Genomic DNA, 16,823 nt, shown 5'->3' with positions numbered 1-16,823 from the left:
TGCGATGACGCACATCTGGGGCTGCGGTGGCTAGGCTGACCTGAGCAGAATGTCCCGCTGAGGGGGTGAGCCCGGATGGCCCAGGCCGCGTTCGAGCCGGAGCCGGCGCCGCAGCACACCGAGCCGTCGTTCGACGTGCTGCGGTGGCACGACGAACCCTGGACTGCGCAGCTCGCCCTCGACCTGTTGCCGGAGACCAACGGCCCCAAGGTTGAGGTCCTGAGCGGAAGCGTGATCGTGACACCACACGCGGGAATCGATCATCAGTCGGTCGAGCGGGAGTTGCCGTACGTGCTGCATCGTGCTGCGCGGAAGGCCGGATTCTGGGTCTATCCGGAGATCAACGTGATCTCCGGGGGTGATCTCTTCATCCCGGACATCGCTGTGCTGCGCAAATCAGGTGGTGGCCGCACGACGGTTCCCATCGCCGAGGCGGTGCTGCTGGGGGAGATCGTGTCTCCCGGAAATCGGCGCAAGGACGTGATCGACAGGCCCAGGGAGTACGCCGCTGTCGGAGTGCCGTTCTTCCTCCGGGTGGACCTGCGCAACCGGGTGCCGACCATGGCTCTGTTGGAGCTGGTCGACGGGGAGTACCGGCCGTTGGCTGCCGCTGCGGCAGGGAGCACCTTCGCGATGCGGGAGCCGTTCGAATTCTCCATCGACCCGGCCGAGTTGCTGGACGAGGAGGAGTCGGGCGGGGAAGGCTGAGGCTCCCAGCGGGCGTGCAGCGGGGGTGGGGAAGAATGGTCGGGTGACTTCCCCCCGCGACCTTGTTCTGCTCGGGTCCACTGGCTCGATCGGCACGCAGGCCATCGACATCGTCCGGCGCAACCCGGACCGGTTCCGGGTGGTCGCCGTGGGTGCCGGCGGCGGAAATGTCGAGCTGCTCGCCGCGCAGGCCCTGGAGTTGGGCGTCGAGGCGGTCGGGGTGGCCAAGGCGTCCGCCGCGCAGGACCTGCAACTCGCGTTCTACGCCGAGGCGAGCCGGCGCGGGTGGGCCACCGGCGACTTCAAGCTTCCCAAGATCGTGGCCGGCCCGGACGCCATGACCGAGCTGGCGCAGTGGCCGTGCGACATCGTGCTCAACGGGGTGGTCGGCTCGCTGGGCCTCGCTCCTACGCTGGCCGCGCTGCGCGGTGGTCGTACTCTCGCGTTGGCCAACAAGGAGTCGCTCGTGGCCGGCGGCCCGCTGGTCAAGGCCGCGGTGACGCGGCCGGGGCAGATCGTCCCGGTCGACTCGGAGCACTCGGCGCTGGCTCAGTGTCTGCGCTCCGGTTCGCGCGGCGAGGTGCGTCGGCTGATCGTCACGGCCAGCGGCGGCCCGTTCCGGGGTCGACGACGCGACGAGTTGACGCAGGTCACACCCGAGCAGGCGCTCGCGCACCCGACCTGGAACATGGGGCCGGTCGTCACGATCAACTCGGCGACCATGGTCAACAAGGCGCTTGAGGTGATCGAGGCGCACGAGCTGTTCGACGTGCCCTACGCCGACATCACCGTGATGGTGCACCCCCAGTCGGTGATCCACTCGATGGTCGAGTTCGTCGACGGCTCGACGATCGCCCAGGCCAGCCCACCGGACATGCGGCTGCCGATCGCGCTCGGCATCGGCTGGCCGGACCGGGTGCCCGGGGCCGCCACCGCCGTCGACTGGACGGCCGCGCACACCTGGGAGTTCGCGCCGCTCGACGACGCGGCGTTCCCGGCCGTCGCGCTGGCCAAGGCCGCCGGGGAGGCCGGGCGTAGCCGCCCGGCGATCTACAACGCGGCGAACGAGGAGTGCGTGGCGGCGTTCGTGGCGGGCCGGCTGCCGTTCCTCGGCATCGTCGACACCCTCGAACGCGTGTTGGAGGAGGCTCCGGACTTCGACGAACCAGGTACCGTCGAGGACGTGCTCGCGGCCGAGTCGTGGGCACGCGCGCACGCGCAGGAGATCATCGCGGGTTCGGTGGAAGGAGCTTGATGTCGTACCTGCTCGGGGTGGTCCTCTTCGCCCTGGCCATTCTCATCTCGGTGAGTCTGCACGAGGCGGGGCACCTGCTGACCGCCAAGATGTTCGGGATGAAGGTCACCAAGTACTTCGTCGGTTTCGGCCCCACGATCTGGTCGTTCAAGCGCGGCGAAACCGAGTACGGCGTCAAGGGCATTCCGCTCGGCGGTTTCTGCAAGATCGTCGGGATGACCCCGCAGGACGACGACGTCGAGCCGGGCGACGAGTCGCGGGTGATGTGGCGTTACCCGGTCTGGAAGCGGACGATCGTGATGGCCGCCGGGTCGATCACGCACTTCGCGCTCGCTCTGGTCACCATCTGGATCCTCGCCGTCTCCGCCGGCCTGCCCAACCCCGACTTCCCGACCACCGACGCGCAGGCCCGCCAGGAGCCCGCCGTCATCCAGCTCAGCGAGTGCGTGGTTCCGGAGAACGCGGTTCGGGCGTGCACCCCGGCCGACGCGGCCAGCCCGGCCGCCCAGGCGCAACTGCGCAACGGAGACCGGATCACCTCCGTCAACGGCACTCCGATCAACTCCTACGGCGACCTGCTCACCACGCTGCGCGGGCTCAAGCCGGGCGACACCGCGCAGATCGCGTACGTCCGCGACGGGCAGCCGGGCACCACCCGCACGGTGCTCGCGCAGACCCAGCGTCCGCCGCTGAACGACCCCACGGGCGCCGCCGCGCCGGTGGCCGCGCTCGGCGTCGGGCTCGTCCCCAGCACGCCCACCCGCGTGACGTACGGCCCGGTCGGCGCCTTCGGCGCCACCGCCGACTTCACCGGTCAGTTGGCCGTCGGCACCGCCCAGGCGCTCCAGCGCCTCCCGCAGAAGGTCCCCGCCCTGTGGACGGCCCTCACCGGCGGCGAGCGGGACGTCGACACCCCGATCAGTGTGGTCGGCGCCAGCCGACTGGGCGGCGAGGCGGTGGAGAACAACGCCTGGCTGGTCTTCTTCATGCTCTTCGTGTCGCTGAACTTCTTCATCGGTGTGTTCAACCTGCTGCCGCTGCTCCCGGTGGACGGCGGCCACATCGCCATCGCCTGGTTCGAACGGGCCCGTTCCTGGGTCTACGGGCGGATCGGCCGGGCCGACCCCGGCCGGGTGGACTACCTCAAACTGATGCCCTTCACGTACGTGGTGATCCTGATCGGTGGCGCGTTCACGCTGCTGACCATCGCCGCGGACGTGGTCAACCCCATCACGCTCTTCTCAAGGTGAGTGCCTGAAGTGACAGCAATCAGTCTCGGTATGCCCGCCGTGCCGCCCCCGCCGCTCGCTCCCCGTCGGGCCAGCCGCCAGATCATGGTCGGTTCGGTTCCGGTCGGTGGTGGTGCGCCGGTCTCCGTGCAGTCGATGACCACGACTCTCACCTCCGACATCAACGCGACCCTTCAGCAGATCGCCGAGCTGACCGCGTCCGGCTGCCAGATCGTCCGGGTGGCGGTGCCGTCCCAGGACGACGTCGAGGCGCTGCCCGCGATCGCCAAGAAGTCGCAGATCCCGGTGATCGCCGACATCCACTTCCAGCCCAAGTACGTCTTCGCCGCGATCGACGCCGGCTGCGCGGCGGTCCGGGTCAACCCGGGCAACATCCGGCAGTTCGACGACAAGGTCAAGGAGATCGCTCGTGCCGCGGGGGCGGCGGGGGTGCCGATCCGGATCGGCGTCAACGCCGGGTCACTGGACAAGCGCCTGCTGAGCAAGTACGGCAAGGCCACCGCCGAAGCGCTGGTCGAGTCGGCGCTGTGGGAGTGCTCGCTGTTCGAGGAGCACGGCTTCCGCGACATCAAGATCTCGGTCAAGCACAACGACCCGGTCGTGATGATCCGGGCGTACCGGCAGCTCGCCGAGCAGTGCGACTACCCGCTGCACCTCGGCGTCACCGAAGCCGGGCCGGCGTTCCAGGGCACCATCAAGTCGGCGGTCGCCTTCGGCGCACTGCTGGCCGAGGGGATCGGCGACACGATCCGGGTGTCGCTGTCCGCCCCGCCGGTCGAGGAGATCAAGGTCGGCAACCAGATCCTGGAGTCCCTCGGTCTGCGTGAGCGGGGCCTGGAGATCGTCTCGTGCCCGTCCTGCGGCCGGGCCCAGGTGGACGTCTACAAGCTCGCCGAGGAGGTCACCGCTGGTCTGGAAGGGCTGCCGGTGCCGCTGCGGGTCGCCGTCATGGGCTGCGTGGTCAACGGTCCGGGCGAGGCCCGGGAAGCCGACCTCGGTGTCGCCTCCGGCAACGGCAAGGGCCAGATCTTCGTCAAGGGGCAGGTCGTCAAGACGGTGCCCGAGGCGCAGATCGTGGAGACGCTGATCGAGGAGGCGCTGCGGATCGCCGACGAGATGGGCGCCGAGCTTCCCGAGGAGCTGCGCGGGCTGGTCACCGGCCCGACCGTCACCGTGCACTGATCTTCCATGTGGAGAAAGCGGCCGTTCCCCGTGCGGGGAACGGCCGCTTCGCGTTGGTGCTGATCCCGCGCTCTCGCGCTGTGCTGCTGGGCCGTGCTGCCGTGCCTTGCTGTTCCGTGGTGCGGCCCGGCGTCACTCGGATTCGGCGAGGATCGCGTACAGCTTGCGTCGGGTCTCGTCGAGCACCTGGGCGGCCCGCTCACGCTGGTCGTCGGTGCCGTTCATCATCACCTGGCGCAGTGCGTTCATCGCCTGCGCGCCGGAGTCACGGATGTCGTGCCAGCTGCTCACCGTGCCCTGGGCGACGTCCGCCCACGGCGGGGTCTGCGCGGCCTCGGTGGCCTCCGCCTGACCGGCCTCGGTGACCGTGAACCGCTTCCGCCCGCCACCGGACTCCTCGGTGCTGGCGACGATCACGCCCTCGTCCTCCAGTAGCTGGAGGGTGGGGTAGATCGAGCCGGGGCTGGGCCGCCACGCACCGCCGGTGCGGGAGTCGATTTCCTGGATCATCTCGTAGCCGTGCATCGGCCGCTCGGTGAGCAGGGCCAACACGGAGGCTCGAACGTTGGGGCGTCGGCCCCGACCCCGTCCACGGCCCCGGCCGCCCCACGGGCCGCCGTGTCCGTGCTCGTGTCCGTGCGGACCGGGCGGGACCGGCGGGAAGCCGAACCCCCGCATCCGGGCTTCGTGCATCGGGTGGTGCTGTCGGTGGAACCTCATCGGGTTCTTCCTTCCGTAGGACTATCGCTGATGCATCAACGATATATCGGCAATGCATCGTCGGCAAGCCTGATCTACCAAACCGTACGTACGTCTTGCTAGGGTGTCGGTCATGCGCCTGCTTCCCCCGCCGGGTCCGGCCCGGGTCCTCACCCTCGGCACTCTGGTCAAGACCGTCGGGCGGGGCCTCTGGCTCGTCGCCAGCGCGCTCTTCCTCACCAGGTCGGTCGGCCTGTCGGCCACCCAGGTGGGCATCGGGCTGACCATCTCTGCCCTGGTCGGCGTCCTGGCCAGCGCCCCGAGCGGCTACCTGGCCGACCGCGTCGGCCCACGCGGCGTGCAGGTCGGCGCGCTGTTCGTCGCCGGCACCCTGACCACCGGCCTGATCGCCGTCCGGTCGTTTCCCACATTCGTGCTGGTGGGAGCGGCGACCGCGCTCGCCGACGCCGTCGAACGCGGTGCCCGCGGCGCGCTGATCGCCGGAGCGATCCCGGCCGACCAGCGGGTCCGCACCCGCGCCTACCTACGAGCCACCACCAACGTCGGGATCTCCGTCGGCGCCGTCCTCGGTGGCTTCGCCATCGCCGCCGACACCCGAACCGGCTACGTCGCGCTGATCCTGGCCTCGGCGGCGACATCACTGGCCGCAGCGGTGGTCTTCCTTCGACTGCCCGCCGTCGCCCCGGTCGCCGCCCCGACGCACGGTCCTCGGCTGGTCGCCCTACGGGACCGCCCGTTCCTCGCCTTCACCCTGGTCGACGGGCTGATGTCGATGCACTTCAGCCTGCTCACCATCGCCCTGCCGCTGTGGATCGCCGGCCACACCCGGGCCCCCGCCTGGATGATCTCCGCGTTGACGCTGGTCAACACCGTGCTGGTCGTGCTCCTTCAGGTACGCGCCGCGGGCACCGCCGCCACCCTGCCCGGAGCCGCCCGCGCCGCCCGCCGAGCGGGCGTGGCCATCGCCCTGGCCTGCGTACTCTTCGCCGCCAGCGGCGCGGTGCCCACCGCCGGGGCGGTGGGCCTGCTCGGCCTCGGGTCGCTCGCGCACGTCACCGGGGAGCTGTGGCACTCCGCCGCAGGCTGGGGGATCTCCTTCGGGCTGGCACCAGCAGACGCCCAGGGGCAGTACCAGGGGGCGTACGGCATGGGCTACGAACTGGGCAAGATGCTCGCACCGGTGGTGGTAACCAGCCTCGCACTCGGCTGGGGCGTACCTGGTTGGCTCGTGCTCGGTGCCCTGTTTCTCCTGCTCGGAGCCCTGGTGCCCCCGGTCGTCCGGTGGGCCGGGCGGACCCGGCCGATCAGTGGGCCCGCAGAACCGGTGCCGGCCTCGTCACTCGACCGGCGGAGCGGGGGGTCGATCTGGCAGGCTGATAGTCGTGCTGACGGTGCCGGTACGCCAACTGGGGGAATCGGAGCGCCGCGCGGTCGAGCGACTGCTCGACCATGACCCGTTCGCGGGCGCGCAGGTCGCCGAGCGGATCGCCGCGCGCGGACTCTCCTGGTGGCGGGCCGAGGGCCGAGTCCTGGGGTACGGGGCTCGCCGCAACCTCGAATCCCTCTGCTGGCTCGGCGGCAACCTGACCCCGGTGCTGGCCAGTGACGCCGCGGTGGCTGCCTTCGCCGACCTGCTCGCGGGCGAGGAGCGGCTCTGCTCCTCCATCGTCGGCCGCGCCGATGCCGTCCTCGGGCTGTGGGACCGCCTCTCCGACACGTGGGGGCCAGCGCGAGACGTCCGCCCCAATCAGCCACTGCTGGTCACCGACACGCTGCCGCCCGTACCGGCCGATCCGGAGGTACGCCAGGTCCGCTCCGGCGAGGGCGACCGGCTCTTCCCGGCCGCGGTCGCCATGTACACCGAAGAGGTCGGCGTCTCCCCGCTTGCCGAGGACGGCGGCCGCAGCTACCGCCGACGGGTCAACGACCTGGTCCGGACCGGTCGCGCGTACGCCCGCGTCATCGACGGCAAGGTCGTGTTCAAGGCCGAACTGGCCGTGGTGACCAAGCGGACAGCCCAGGTCCAGGGCGTCTGGGTGGCACCGGAGTGGCGCGGCAGGGGGATCGCCACCGCCGCCATGGCAGCCGTGGTCCGCGACGCGCTGCTGCGCGTCGCCCCCACCGTCAGCCTGTACGTCAACGATTTCAACATCCCGGCCCGCCGCGTCTACGAACGCTGCGGCTTTCAGCCGGTCGGCACCCTGGCCACAGTCCTCTTCTGACCGTTGGTGTGTGGCCGTGCCGCCGCCTGGGAGTTCGCGGCCAGCACGGTCGAGGCGTCGATCGAGGCGGCCCGAAGCGACCGCGATGCGGCGCAGCGGCTGCTGTTCCTCTCCGCATACCCGGACTGGACACCGGGCTCCCTGCGACGGATGCGGGAACGGCTGATCAACGCTGGCGTGCCCGCCGACTTCCTCACGACGTCGAACCAACCCCGCCCAGCTCAGAGGCGGGAAAATCGGTTGAGTTGACGGGGTGGTGCCGGCAGGCTGAGCTCTCCGCCACCCACGTCCCGGAGGACTTTCATGCGCCTGCTCCGTGATCTGTGGGGAACTTCGACCCGTCGTGTGACGATCGTGGCCGTCCTGATCGTGCTGGGTGCCGCGGGGCAGGCGGGCGCGTCGGCGCTGGCCGGCGCGGTGCTGGTGCATCGTTCGGCTGGCTTCTTCGCCGTCCTGGCCGCGGCCCTGGTCGCCGTGGTCCTCAGCGACCTCGCGGTGAGTCTGCTGATGGCCGGCCTGACCGCCGACTGGTCCGCCGACGTGCGTCGCCGGCTCTGCCGCGTCGCTCTCGGGCAGGACCTGCCCACCTTGGAGACCACTCCGGTGGGCGAGTTGCTGGACCGGATCGACGGGGACGTCTATCAGGTGGCGTCGGCAATTCGTAACCAGGGCACCCGGCTCGCCCAGGGCCTCTGCGTCGGTCTGTTGTCGATGGTCGTGGCGCTGTTCGTGTGGTGGCCGGCGGGGATCGCGATGCTTCTGCTCACTGTGGTGCTCGCGGTCGGCCTGCGCCGGCCCACGGCGCGGATCGGCCCGGCCCGGATGGCCGAGGAGGAGGCGTGGTCCGATCTGGCCGCCGTGATGGAGGAGGCGGTGCACGGCCAGGACGATGTACGCACCAGTCTGGCGCGGCCGTACGTGCTGCGGTTGTACGCCCGACGGGCCTCCGCCGTGCTGTCCCGTGGCCTGGTGGTCTGGGTGCTGTCCGCCCGGGTGGCGACGGTGGCCACCGCGACGATCCGGGCAGGCATCGGCGCTGTGGTGCTCGGCGGTGCCTGGGCGTTGGCCACCGGCCGGATCGACGCCGCCCGGCTGACCGCCATCTGGCTGCTCGCCCTGGCCTTCGGGGCGACCGCGGAACACGTCAGCCGGATGGTGCCGGAGATCCAGGAAGCGCTCGGCGCGTGGGCGCGGGTGCAGTTGCTCTACAAGGCCCGGCAGGAGCCGGTCGGCGGGGTCAGCCCGAGCGAGGGTGACCTGCGCATCCGGGACCTGACATTCGGGTACGGGGAGAGTGACCGGGGGGCCGCGCTGCGCGGGCTCAGCCTCACCTTCGCGCGCGGTCGCTCGTACGCGCTGATCGGGCGGACCGGTTCGGGCAAGTCGACGTTGGCGAAGGTGCTCACCCGCGCGGTCGACGTGCCGCCGGGCACCGTCTTCCTCGGCGGCACCGACCTGTGCGACCTCGACGTCGAGCAACTGCGCCGCTGGGTGGCGTTGGTGCCGCAGCGCACCGAGATCCTGGCCGGCACGCTCGCCGAGAACGTGGCGCTGTTCGACCCGGAGTTGCTCGACGCGGCGGCTCGGGCGCTCGACGAACTGGGCCTGGCCAGCTGGATCGCCGAGCTGCCGGACGGGTTGACGACCCGGCTGGGGGAGGGCGGGCACGTGCTCTCCGCCGGTCAGGAGCAGTTGGTGGCGTTCGCCCGGATCCTGGTCCGGGAGCCGCACGTGGTGATCCTCGACGAGGCCACCGCTCGGCTGGACCCGGTCACCGAGGCGCGGGTGCAACGGGCCACCGAACGACTGCTGCGCGACCGGATCGGCATCGTCATCGCGCACCGACTCTCCTCGGTGCGCCGCTGTGACGAGGTAGTCGTCCTGGCCGACGGTGCGGTGGTCGAGGCCGGCCCACTGGAGACGTCGACCCGCTTCGCGGAACTGTTGGCGACCAGCCACGCCGCCGCGTACGCGACCGTGGCGCCGGCCGGTCGCACCGGCGTCGGCACGGACCTGTTGGTCGGACCCGGCCCGGCCGACCCCTGGCCGAGCGAGCCGGCACCCACGCGGGCCGAGCCGAATGGGCAGACCGCGCGGGCGACACCACCGGACGGCACGCAGGGCGCGGTCGGGCCGACCCGGGCCGACCCGCCGCCGCTGCCGCCGGTGCCGCCGGCCCGGACGCTGCGGGAGATCTTCCGACTCTGCACCAACGATCCCCGGTACGGTGCGGCCGCGATCGTGCTGTTCCTCGGGCTCAGCCTGCTCGGGCTGGACGGCCCGGTGCTGCCCTGGCTCTGGGCGGACCTGGTCGACGGGACGGGCAACCCGTACCTGCCGGCGGTGGGGATCGTCGCCGGGTTGCTGGTCACCCTGCCGCTGCCGTTCTACACCCACGTCTGGTTCCCGCAGTGGTGGGTGCGGCAGATGCTGCGGATCGGCCTTCGCCTGGTGCACGGCCAGACCGGGCCGCGCCGGGTCAGCTCACACACCCCCGCCGAGGTGGTGGCTCAGGGCGGGGACACCGAACGGGTGGTCCAGCTCGCCGACAACGTGCTGGACCAGACCGTCGCGCTGGTGCTCGTGGTCGCCATGACGGCGGTCACCGGCAGCGTCGTACCCGGGCTGTTCTTCCTCGGCACGATGGTCGTCTCCGGGCTGGCCGCGACGTTGTTCGGGCCGAAGCTGGAGCGTGCGGCCCGGGCGACGGTGGCAGCGCGGGCCTCCTTCGCCACCGCGCTGGTCTCTGCGCTCTCCGCGGCGCGGACGGTGAAGCTCGCCGGCGCGACCACGGCGGTGCTGCGCCACCTGGCGGGCCTGGACGTGCTGCGCAGCGACCGGCAGCGGCGGGAGATCTCGGTGCAGGTGTGGGCGCGTTCCACACCGTCGATGGCCAGTGGGTTGTTGCCGATCGGCGCCTGGGCGCTCTACCTGAACGGCTCGCTCTCCGCCGGGGCGGTGCTGGTGGCCGTCTCCACCCTGGGCGCGGCCCGCTGGTTCGCCTGGACGACGGCGTCGCTGATCTCGCAGCTGCCCTCGGCGCGGGTCTGGACCCGGCGCACGGCGGCGATGACCGGGGTGAGCGCGTACTCCGCGGGGGTGCCGGAGGTCGACCTGACCGCCGGGACGGCACCCGCTCCGACAATGCCGCCGCGGCACCCGCTGCGCCGGCTGGAATTGCGCGGCTTCGGAGTGGTGCACTCCGACGGGACGGTGGCCGTCCGGGACGTGAACCTGACCGTGCAGCGGGGGCAGTTGGTGCTCGTCGTCGGGCCGGTGGGGTCGGGCAAGTCCTCGTTGCTGCGCGGGCTGGCCGGGATCGTGCACCACACCGGCGAGCTGGCCTGGAACGGTGACCCGGTCACCGAGCCGGAGCTGTTCCTGCGTCCCAACCAGGTCGGCTACGTCGGTCAGTTGCCCCGGGTGCTCTCCGGCACGGTGGCCGACAACATCGCCCTCGGGCACCAGGTGGACGCGGCGGGGGCGGTCAGCACCGCCCAGCTCGACCATGACCTGGCCGCCGCCGGTGGTGGGCTGGGCCTGCTCATCGGGCACAAGGGCACCCGGCTCTCCGGCGGGCAGTTGCAGCGGTTGGCGCTGGCCCGGGCGCTGGCCCCGCGTACCGAACTGCTGGTCGCCGACGACGTGTCGTCGGCGCTGGACGTCACCACCGAGCTGGCGCTGTGGCAGGCGTTGCGCGGCCACGGGGTGACGGTTGTCGGCTCGACCGCCAAGCGCGCCGCGTTGGTCCGGGCCGACCACGTGGTGGTGCTGCTCGGCGGCACGGTGGCCGCTCAGGGCACCTGGCAGGACCTGGAGGGCGACTGGTCACACCTGGCCGGCTGATCGATCGCTCGGGCGGCCGCTCACGCGGCGGCCGCCCGACCGGTCGGGATCAGGAGGCGCGGGCGTACTGGGCGGGGCCGGAGTACGCGACGCCGAGCTTCGCGGCGGCCCGGCGCGGCCAGTACGGGTCACGCAGCAACTCCCGGCCCAGCAGCACCAGGTCGGCCTCGCCGCTGGCGACGATCTGCTCGGCGTGCTCCGGCTCCACGATGAGGCCCACCGCGCCGGTCGGCACGCCGGCCTCGCGGCGGATCCGGGCGGCCAGCGGCACCTGGTAACCCGGGCCGAGTGGGATGCGCTGTTCCGTGCTCACACCACCGGAGGACGCGTCGACCAGGTCGACGCCGACGCCGGCCAGCTCACCGGCGAGCACCACGCTGTCCTCGATGGTCCAGCCGCCCTCGACCCAGTCGGTGGCGGAGATCCGGGTCAGCACCGGCACGTCCTCGCCGACAGCGGTGCGCACCGCGCGGGCCACCTCCAGGGTGAGCCGCATCCGGGCGGCCCGGTCGCCGCCGTACGCGTCGGTGCGGTGGTTGGTCAGCGGCGAGAGGAACTCGTTGAGCAGGTATCCGTGGGCGGCGTGGATCTCCACGGCGGCGAAGCCGGCGTCCAGCGCGCGTTGGGCGCCGGCCGCGAACGCCTCGACCACACCGGCGATGCCGGCCTCGTCGAGGCTGGTCGGCGTCCGGTAGCCGGCGGTGAACGGCTCCGAGCCGGGGGCGACGGGCGTCCAGCCGCCCTCGGCGTCCGGCACACCACCGCGCTCGGGTGCCCACGGCCGGTAGGTGGAGGCCTTGAAGCCGGCGTGCGCGAGCTGCACGGCCGGCACCGCGCCGTGGGCGGCGACGAACGCGGTCACCGGCCGCCAGGCGTCGACGTGCGCACCGGACCAGAGGCCGGTGTCCTGCGGGCTGATCCGGCCCTCGGGGAGTACGGCGGTCGCCTCGGTCAGCACCAGACCGGCACCGCCGACCGCGCGGCTGCCCAGGTGGATCAGGTGCCAGTCGGTGGGCAGGCCGTCGGGGCCGGCGGAGTACTGGCACATCGGTGCCATGGCGATCCGGTTGGGCAGTGTGACCCCGCGCAGGGCCAGGGGAGTGAACAGGGAACTCATGGGGGTCATCCTCTCCGACACGGCGACGGGCCCCCGGGGAGAGGGGCCCGTCGCCGTAGCGGTGAATCGATCAGGCAGGAACGGGGCTGAGCTCGGGCCGGGTGTCGGCGACCGGCTCCGGGTCGGTCAGGTCACGCCGGCCGGCGGACTCGTACGCGGCGCGGTCGAGAGTGCCCTCGCGGGCGGCGACCACTGTCGGCACCAGCGCCTGCCCCGCGACGTTGGTGGCGGTGCGGATCATGTCCAGGATCGGGTCGATGGCCAGCAGCAGGCCGGCGCCGGCCAGCGGCAGGCCCAGCGTGCTGAGGGTCAGGGTGAGCATCACGATCGCGCCGGTCAGGCCGGCGGTGGCCGCCGAGCCGACCACCGAGACGAAGGCGATCAGCAGGTAGTCGCCGATGCCGAGGTCAACGCCGAACACCTGGGCCACGAAGATCGCGGCGAGGGCCGGGTAGATGGCGGCGCAACCGTCCATCTTCGTGGTGGCGCCGAAGGGCACCGCGAACGAGGCGTACTCGCGGGGCACGCCGAGTCGCTCGACGGAGCGCTGGGTCACCGGCATGGTGCCGACCGAGGAGCGGGACACGAAGCCCAGCTCGATCGCCGGCCAGGCGCCGGCGAAGAAGCGCAGCGGGTTGAGGCGGCCGGCCAGGACCAGCACCAGCGGGTAGACCACGAACAGCACGATGGCGCAGCCGACGTAGACGGCGGTGGTGAACTTCGCGAGGGGGGCCAGCAGATCCCAGCCGTACGAGGCGACGGCGTTGCCGATCAGGCCGAGGGTGCCGATCGGCGCGAGCCGGATGACCCACCAGAGCGCCTTCTGGACGATCTCCAGCAGGGAGCGGTTCAGCGCCACGAACGGTTCGGCGGCCTCGCCGACCAGCAGGGCCGCGGCACCGATGACGACGGCGAGGAAGACGATCTGGAGGACGTTGCCCTCGACGAACGCGCCGACCGGGTTGGTGGGCACGATGCCGGTGAGGAAGTCGGTCCACGAGCCGGTCTTCTTCGGCGCGGCGGCGCCACCCAGGTCGAGGGTCACGCCCTTGCCCGGGTTGGTGAGCAGGCCGAGGCCGATGCCGATGCTCACCGCGATCAGCGCGGTGATGCCGAACCACATCAGGGTCTTGACGGCGAGCCGGGCGGCGTTGGCGACGCCGCGCAGGCTGACCACGCTGACCACGATGGCGGTGAAGACCAGCGGCGGCACGGCCAGCTTGAGCAGTTGGACGAAGAGGGTGCCGACGGTGTGCAGGGTGCTGGTCAGCCAGCTCAGGTCGTTGCTGCGGGCAAGGAAGCCCAGCGCGACGCCGAGCACGAGGCCGAGCAGGATCTGCACGGAGAAGGGAATTTTGCGCAGGCTGAAGGGCATGAGGATGTATCCAATTGTCCGGTCCGATCGGGGTAGGCGTGGGAACGCTGCTAGCCCGGACAGATGCCACTGGCCTGCAGTCGGAGATCGACATACAGGCGGACAGTGAGGCCCCAGACATTGGTCATCGCTGGCCGACGATACGCCGATTCCCGCTCATCGGAAGGACCGGGCGGCGTGAGGCTCCTTACAAAGGGCCAGCGCGGTGGCGGTACTCACGCCCCACAGCACCGCGAGGGCGAGGATCAGCCGTTCCAGCACCCCCACCACCGGGCCTCGGCCGAGCACGAGCATCGCCAGCCCCACCGTGGCACAGAGCGGCAGGGCCAGCGCGGCGGCGACGCCGGCCAGCCGACGCACCGTCCGGCCGGCCGGCCCGGAGACGGCCAGCGTGATCATGGCGAAGACCACCGCCGCGGTCGCCGCGATGCTCGCGCCACCGTGCACCAGGTCCGCCGCCGTCGCGCGCTCGAACGGGGGCAACGGGCAGCCGCCGGAGCAGGTCACCGCCCCCGACACGGCGGTGAACACCGCACCGGCGGCGAGCAGCGCCGGGGCGGCCGCCCACACCCCGGGAGGCAGCGCCGCGCCGATCAGCAGCAACGCGCCGGCAAGGGCCAGGATCCCGATCCGGTACGTCGCGGCGTGGGCGCTGCCGGCGATGCCCGCCTCGCTGACGTACCCGGTGAACCCTGGACCGGGACCGGCGACCACGGCGAGCGTCACCGCCACCGCACCGGCCAGGGTGCAGCCGGCCGCCGCGGACCCGGCGACCCGACGGGCGACCTCGCCGCGGGCCCTCGGCACGGTCGGGGCGGCCGGCCGACCCGGCTCAGCCACGCCCGTGCGGCGTGCTCCAGCCGGACTCGTCCGGCCCGAGTGGCACGATGCCGCTGGGATTGATCTCCCGGTGCGTGCCGTAGTAGTGCCGCTTGATGTGGTCGAAGTCCACCGTCTCGCCGAAACCCGGCGTCTGGAACAGGTCCCGGGCGTACGCCCAGAGCACCGGCATCTCGGTCAGCTTGTTGCGGTTGCACTTGAAGTGCCCGTGGTACGCGGCGTCGAAGCGGACCAGCGTGGTGAACAGCCGCACGTCCGCCTCGGTGATCGCGTCGCCCATCAGGTAGCGCTGCCCGGCCAGCCGCTCGGAGAGCGCGTCCAGCCGGGCGAAGAGCGCCCGGAAGGCCTCGTCGTACGCCTGCTGCGAGGTGGCGAATCCGCACCGGTAGACGCCGTTGTTCACGTCGGTGTGGATCTCGGCCATCAGCGCGTCCATCTCGGCGCGCAGCTCGACCGGGTACAGATCCGGGGCGTCGGGCGCGTGCAGCGACCGCCACTGCGTGGAGAAGTCGAGGGTGAGCTGCGGATAGTCGTTGGTGACCACCCGACCGGTCACTGTGTCGACGAGCGCCGGCACCGTCACCCGGCCGGTGTAGTCCGGGTCGGTGGCCAGGTACGCCTCGGAGAGGAAGCTCACGCCGAGGACCGGGTCGAAGCCGTCCGGGTCGAGGGCGAACGCCCAGCCCCGCTCGTCCCGGATCGGGTCGACGGTGCCCAGCGAGATGGCGTCGTCCAGCCCGAGCAGGCCACGCACGATCCTCGCCCGGTGCGCCCACGGGCAGGCCCGGCACCAGATCAGCCGGTAACGGCCGGCCTCCAGCGGCCAGCGGTCCTGCTCGTCCGGGCCGCCGCCGGGTGGTGAGGTGGAGTCGGCGGTGACCCGACCGGTGAACCGGTTCGGCTGGCGGACGAACGCGCCGCCGCCGCTGGTCTCTGCGCTGAACTGGGCCCGGGCCATGCCGTCAACCTATCCGCTGCCGGCGCGGATATCCTGGCGGCCGGCAGCCCTCGTGACCCGGTGGGCGTGCCCCACCCCCGCCGTCTGCACCCCCTAAGGACTCGCGATGACCGTGGCATACCTGGTGGCCGGTGTCCGCACCCCGATCGGCCGGTACGCGGGCGCGCTGGCCGGCGTCCGCCCCGACGACCTGGCCGCGCACGTGATCCGGGAACTGGTAGCCCGGCACCCGTCGGTGGACTGGGCGCGAGTCGACGACGTCGTGCTCGGTTGCGCCAACCAGGCCGGCGAGGACAACCGCAACGTCGCCCGGATGGCGGCGCTGCTGGCCGGCCTGCCCGAGGAGGTGCCGGGCAGCACTGTCAACCGGCTCTGCGGCTCGGGCCTGGACGCGCTCGCCACCGCCGCCCGGTCCATCGTCGCCGGGGACGCGGAGCTGGTGATCGCCGGCGGGGTGGAGAGCATGAGCCGGGCGCCGTTCGTCATGCCGAAGGCGACGTCGGCGTACTCCCGCTCGGCCGAGGTGTACGACACCACCCTGGGCTGGCGGTTGGTGAACCCGTTGATGCGTGACGGGTGGGGGGTCGACTCGATGCCGGAGACGGCGGAGAACGTGGCCGCCGAGTACGGCGTGAGCCGGGCCGAGCAGGACGCCTTCGCGTACCGGTCGCAGCAGCGCGCGGCCAAGGCGCAGGCCGACGGCCGGTTCGCCGAGGAGATCGTGGCGGTGTCGGTGCCGGCCGGCCGTCGGGAGACCCGGCTGGTCGAGGTCGACGAGCACCCCCGGGAGACCTCGCTGGAGAAGCTGGCCGCGCTGCCCACCCCGTTCCGCGACGGCGGCACGGTGACCGCCGGCAACTCCTCGGGCGTCAACGACGGGGCTGTCGCGTTGCTGGTGGCCAGCGAGGCGGCTGTGGCGCGGTACGGCTTGACCCCGCTGGCCCGGATCGTCGGCGCGGCGGCGGCCGGTGTGCCGCCCCGGATCATGGGGATCGGCCCGGTGCCGGCCACCCGCAAGCTGCTCGACCGCGTCGGCGTCGAGGTGGGCGCTGTGGACGTGGTGGAGTTGAACGAGGCGTTCGCCGCGCAGTCCGTGGCGGTGTTGCGAGAGTTGGGGCTGCCCGTGGACGCCGACCACGTCAACCCGAACGGCGGGGCCATCGCGCTGGGGCACCCGCTCGGTGCCAGTGGCGCGCGGCTGGCGCTGACCGCCGCCCTGGAGCTGCGCCGTCGCGGCGGCCGCCGGGCTCTGGCCACCATGTGCATCGGCGTTGGTCAAGGCATCTCGCTGTTGCTGGAGTCAGCCGCCTAGAGTGGTCCACACCACACGACCCGCGGGTCGACCGGTGC

13 protein-coding genes are annotated in these 16,823 nt (G+C 72.1%); 8 read left to right on the top strand and 5 right to left on the bottom strand.

Annotated elements, in window-relative coordinates:
• Positions 1-75: 75 nt before the first annotated feature.
• Genes ABTW72_RS17305 through ispG form a run of 4 tightly spaced genes read left to right on the top strand, consistent with a single transcriptional unit; the run spans position 76 to position 4,395 of the window.
• Positions 76-708, top strand: a complete 633-nt coding sequence (locus tag ABTW72_RS17305) for a Uma2 family endonuclease (protein ID WP_350859879.1) — start codon at positions 76-78, stop codon at positions 706-708.
• Between the two features lie 43 nt (positions 709-751).
• Positions 752-1,963 carry a 1-deoxy-D-xylulose-5-phosphate reductoisomerase gene (gene dxr, locus ABTW72_RS17300; protein ID WP_112624216.1) on the top strand — a complete coding sequence of 404 codons (1,212 nt, stop codon included), beginning with the start codon at positions 752-754 and terminating at the stop codon, positions 1,961-1,963.
• Positions 1,963-3,213, top strand: a complete 1,251-nt coding sequence (locus ABTW72_RS17295; RefSeq protein WP_350859876.1) for a M50 family metallopeptidase — start codon at positions 1,963-1,965, stop codon at positions 3,211-3,213. The genes dxr and ABTW72_RS17295 overlap by 1 nt, the downstream gene beginning before the upstream one ends.
• Positions 3,214-3,222: 9 nt before the next feature.
• Positions 3,223-4,395 (top strand): flavodoxin-dependent (E)-4-hydroxy-3-methylbut-2-enyl-diphosphate synthase, encoded by a 1,173-nt coding sequence (gene ispG, locus ABTW72_RS17290; protein WP_112588507.1) that lies wholly within the window; start codon positions 3,223-3,225, stop codon positions 4,393-4,395.
• 132 nt (positions 4,396-4,527) lie between these two features.
• Here ispG and ABTW72_RS17285 read toward each other — a convergent pair whose 3' ends face one another.
• Positions 4,528-5,115 (bottom strand): PadR family transcriptional regulator, encoded by a 588-nt coding sequence (locus tag ABTW72_RS17285; RefSeq protein WP_091400331.1) that lies wholly within the window; start codon positions 5,113-5,115, stop codon positions 4,528-4,530.
• A gap of 112 nt (positions 5,116-5,227) precedes the next feature.
• On the opposite strand from ABTW72_RS17285, the gene ABTW72_RS17280 reads away from it, so the two are divergent.
• The 3 genes from ABTW72_RS17280 to ABTW72_RS17270 all read left to right on the top strand — a co-directional run bounded on the left by ABTW72_RS17280 (position 5,228) and on the right by ABTW72_RS17270 (position 11,183).
• The gene (locus ABTW72_RS17280) at positions 5,228-6,568 is read left to right on the top strand and encodes an MFS transporter (RefSeq protein WP_350859872.1); all 1,341 of its coding nucleotides are present in this window, start codon (positions 5,228-5,230) and stop codon (positions 6,566-6,568) included.
• Entirely contained in the window at positions 6,498-7,337 is an 840-nt protein-coding gene (locus ABTW72_RS17275; protein WP_350859869.1) for a GNAT family N-acetyltransferase, read from the top strand. The genes ABTW72_RS17280 and ABTW72_RS17275 overlap by 71 nt, the downstream gene beginning before the upstream one ends.
• 303 nt (positions 7,338-7,640) lie before the next feature.
• Positions 7,641-11,183 (top strand): ATP-binding cassette domain-containing protein, encoded by a 3,543-nt coding sequence (locus ABTW72_RS17270; RefSeq protein WP_350859866.1) that lies wholly within the window; start codon positions 7,641-7,643, stop codon positions 11,181-11,183.
• 49 nt (positions 11,184-11,232) lie between these two features.
• Here ABTW72_RS17270 and ABTW72_RS17265 read toward each other — a convergent pair whose 3' ends face one another.
• The 4 genes from ABTW72_RS17265 to ABTW72_RS17250 form a co-directional block, all read right to left on the bottom strand.
• Positions 11,233-12,300 (bottom strand): NADH:flavin oxidoreductase/NADH oxidase, encoded by a 1,068-nt coding sequence (locus ABTW72_RS17265; RefSeq protein WP_350859863.1) that lies wholly within the window; start codon positions 12,298-12,300, stop codon positions 11,233-11,235.
• Between the two features lie 70 nt (positions 12,301-12,370).
• On the bottom strand, positions 12,371-13,663 hold the full coding sequence (locus tag ABTW72_RS17260) for a dicarboxylate/amino acid:cation symporter (RefSeq protein ID WP_350859980.1): 1,293 nt from the start codon (positions 13,661-13,663) through the stop codon (positions 12,371-12,373).
• A 168-nt stretch (positions 13,664-13,831) separates the two neighbouring features.
• Complete coding sequence (locus tag ABTW72_RS17255; RefSeq protein WP_350859860.1) at positions 13,832-14,515, bottom strand: DUF998 domain-containing protein; 684 nt, start codon at positions 14,513-14,515, stop codon at positions 13,832-13,834.
• Positions 14,508-15,473, bottom strand: a complete 966-nt coding sequence (locus ABTW72_RS17250; protein WP_350859858.1) for a glutathione S-transferase family protein — start codon at positions 15,471-15,473, stop codon at positions 14,508-14,510. Before ABTW72_RS17250 ends, ABTW72_RS17255 begins: the two co-directional genes overlap by 8 nt.
• A gap of 106 nt (positions 15,474-15,579) precedes the next feature.
• Here ABTW72_RS17250 and pcaF point away from each other — a divergent pair, with 106 nt between their 5' ends.
• Complete coding sequence (gene pcaF / locus ABTW72_RS17245; protein WP_091400345.1) at positions 15,580-16,785, top strand: 3-oxoadipyl-CoA thiolase; 1,206 nt, start codon at positions 15,580-15,582, stop codon at positions 16,783-16,785.
• The last annotated feature ends 38 nt before the right edge of the window (positions 16,786-16,823 follow it).

The sequence above is a fragment of the Micromonospora sp. NPDC127501 genome (assembly GCF_040302185.1).
GTDB lineage: Bacteria > Actinomycetota > Actinomycetes > Mycobacteriales > Micromonosporaceae > Micromonospora.
This window is presented reverse-complemented; position numbering and strand designations above follow the sequence as displayed.